The 3,217-nt window shown below is 67.3% G+C and carries 3 protein-coding genes; 2 read left to right on the top strand and 1 reads right to left on the bottom strand.

Annotated features, from left to right (window positions below; translation table 11 throughout):
* Positions 1-887: glutamine-hydrolyzing GMP synthase (guaA, locus tag ABYX71_RS11295; protein ID WP_372696597.1), on the top strand; the 887-nt coding region annotated here is incomplete at its 5' end.
* Between the two features lie 104 nt (positions 888-991).
* Here guaA and ABYX71_RS11290 read toward each other — a convergent pair.
* Positions 992-2,575 (bottom strand): sodium:solute symporter, encoded by a 1,584-nt coding sequence (locus ABYX71_RS11290; RefSeq protein ID WP_372696596.1) that lies wholly within the window; start codon positions 2,573-2,575, stop codon positions 992-994.
* Between the two features lie 145 nt (positions 2,576-2,720).
* Here ABYX71_RS11290 and ABYX71_RS11285 point away from each other — a divergent pair.
* Positions 2,721-3,217, top strand: a 497-nt coding sequence (locus ABYX71_RS11285; RefSeq protein WP_372696595.1) for a lipoyl synthase, incomplete at its 3' end; no start/stop codon positions are given.

The following is a 3,217-nucleotide window of genomic DNA, read 5'->3' as shown; positions in this document are numbered from 1 at the left end:
TGCTGGGCCTGTCGGGCGGGGTCGATTCCTCCGTCGTCGCGGCGCTGCTGCACCAGGCCATCGGCGACCAGCTCACCTGCGTGTTCGTCGACAACGGTCTGCTGCGCCACCACGAAGGCGACCAAGTGATGCAGGTGTTCGAGCGCAACCTGGGCGTGCGGGTGATCCGCGTGAATGCCGAGGCACGCTTTCTGGACGCACTGGCGGGCGTCGCCGACCCCGAGGCCAAGCGCAAAATCATCGGCGGCCTCTTTATCGACGTGTTCGATGAAGAAGCCGCCAAGATCGAAGGCGTCGACTTCCTGGCCCAGGGCACCATCTACCCGGATGTGATCGAGTCCGCCGGCAGCAAGACCGGCAAGGCGCACGTTATCAAGAGCCACCACAACGTCGGCGGCCTGCCCGAGCACATGAAGCTCAAGCTGGTCGAGCCGCTGCGCGAACTGTTCAAGGACGAGGTGCGCGCCATCGGCCTGGAACTGGGCCTGCCCGCCGAGATGGTGCAGCGCCACCCCTTCCCCGGGCCGGGCCTGGGCGTGCGCATTCTGGGCGAAGTCACCAAGGCCGCCGCCGACACCCTGCGCCTGGCCGACCACATCTTCATCGAGGAACTGCGCCGCGCCGGCTGGTACGACAAGACCAGCCAGGCCTTCGCGGTATTCCTGCCGGTGAAAAGCGTCGGCGTCACCGGCGACGGCCGCCGCCACGAACCGGTGGTCGCCCTGCGCGCCGTCGAGACCGTCGACTTCATGACCGCCCGCTGGGCCCACCTGCCCTACGAACTGCTCGACCTCTGCTCGCGGCGCATCATCAACGAAGTGCCAGGGCTTTCCCGCGTGGTGTATGACGTCTCCGGCAAGCCGCCGGCGACGATCGAGTGGGAGTAGGCGGCACTCGCCGGCAACGCCTGACCCCGGCTGCCGTCCCGGCCGGGGTTTCGAGATCGCGCACTTGACCACACCAACGCGGACCTGCCCCAGGTGGCATCCGGTCAGCGGAACACGGCGACGATCACCACGGTCAGCGCGACGAGCGCGACGGCCTGCAGGCGGAAGTCGGTCAGGAGGTGATCGGGCCGCATCCGCCGGGAACGCTCGTCCGGCGGCCAGGTCACGTGCTCGGCGAGTCGAAAGTCCCGCCCCATCGCCAGCGAGATCACCATCAGCAGGGCCGCGGTCCAGACGGTCAGCGCGATGGCCATGTACGTGAAGTGCACCACCAGCACGCCGGCGACCGGCCCCAGCACGAACAGCACGGCCGAGGTCAGGTGGCCACCGGCCAGCGCCCAGAACCCGGCGCGCGGGTGCGCCCCCTTCCAGAACAGGCCGGTGAGGAAGATCGCCACCAGTGGCGTCGTGATGTACGCGAAGGCCGACTGGATGTAGTTCCAGAGCCCGGGGAAGTCGCGGATCTGCGGCGCCCAGGCGATGGCGATCGCCATGAATGTGAAGGTGCTGATACGGCCGATGCGTGCGGTCTGCTGCGGGGTCAGGTTCGGTCGCCGCGGCTTGATGAAGTCCAGTGTCACCAGCGTCGACGCCGAATTGAGCGTCGAGTCCACCGACGACATGATGGCCGAGATCAGCCCGGCCAACACCAGCCCCACCGCGCCGACGGGCAGCAGTTCGGTGACCATGGTCGGGAACACCTGGTCCTTGTTCTCGATGTCCGGAAACAGGGCGATGGCGAACGTCGCCGGCAGGATCATGATGAACAGCGGCAGCAGCTTCAGCGCCCCGCCGAGCATGGCGCCGGCCCGGGCGGCGTCCAGGTTCTTCGCGCCCAGCACCCGCTGGATGATGTACTGGTTCATGGTCCAGTAGTAGAAGCCGATCAGCGGTACGCCGAACAACAGGCCCGGCCAGGGCAGCACGTCGTCATCGGCCGGCCGCAGGATCGACAGGTGCTCGTCCGGCACCAGCGCCGTGGCCTGCGCCCACGACCAGTCGAAGTGGGCGAAGATGATCAGGCCCATCGCGGTGGATCCGACGATCAGGATCACCGCCTGCATGACGTCGGTCAGCACCACGGCCTTGAGCCCGCCGGCCGCGGTGTAGATGCCGGCGAACAGCCCCAGTCCAAGGCAGAACCAGAACAGGTGCTGGCCGCCACTTTGGGGAAAGAACAGCTTGTCCAGCACCAGGGAGCCGGCGTACAGCCCGCCGGCCATGTCCACGACGATCGACAGGAACACGGTGACGCACGACAGGTACAGCCGCACGCGACCGTCATAGCGTTGCTCCAAGAACTGCGGAATCGTCGAGATCCGGGTGCGCAGGTAGAACGGCACGACGAAGATCGCGGAGAACACGAGGATCAGCCCGGCCATCCACTCGTAGGCCGAGACGGCGATGCCCGAGACATAGGCATCGCCGGCCAGGCCGATCAGCGTCTGTGCCGAGATGTTCGATGCGAACAGCGAGAAACCGATGACGCCGAAGCCCAGCGTGTGGCCGGCCAGGAACAGTTCGTCGCCGCTGTGGGTCTGGCGGGCGACCCATACGCCGATCCCGCTGACCACGATGAAGTACGCAATGATCAGTCCGACATCAATCGGATGAATGGACAGCTCCACAACCGCCCCCTTGCTCTTGTCTGCCTCCCGAGCCGAAACAGCCTATGAAAAGTGCCAGCGCAATGCACCCCTCCCGGCCGCACGGCGGCCACCGCCGGCAAGGCCGTAAAATAGGCGTCCCCCGATCGCCGCAAGGAACGCCGCTGTGAGCAGCACCCGCAAGCTCGGCCAGCGCGGCCTGGACAAGGTCTCGCGCATTCCGGTCAAGGTGGAGCCCGCCGCCGAACCCCTGCGCAAGCCGGACTGGCTGCGTGTGCGCCTGCCGGCCAGCCCCAACTTCCAGCGCGTGAAAACGCTGCTGCGCGAGAACGCCCTGCACACGGTGTGCGAGGAGGCGTCGTGCCCCAACATCGGCGAGTGCTTCAGCAAGGGCACCGCCACGTTCATGATCATGGGCCACAAGTGCACCCGCCGCTGCCCGTTCTGCGACGTGGCGCACGGCAGCCCGGATCCGCTGGACCCCAACGAGCCGGCGCACCTGGCCCATGCGGTGGGCACGCTGAGCCTGAAGTACGTGGTCATCACCTCGGTGGACCGCGACGACCTGCCGGACCGCGGCGCCGGACACTTCGTGGACTGCATCCGCGCCGTGCGCGAGCGCTCGCCCAGCACCACCATCGAGGTGCTGGTGCCGGACTTTCG

It is taken from the genome of Immundisolibacter sp. (assembly GCF_041625615.1).
GTDB lineage: Bacteria > Pseudomonadota > Gammaproteobacteria > Immundisolibacterales > Immundisolibacteraceae > Immundisolibacter.
The sequence above is the reverse complement of the archived record's forward strand: the minus strand, read 5'-3'. Positions and strand labels throughout refer to the sequence as shown.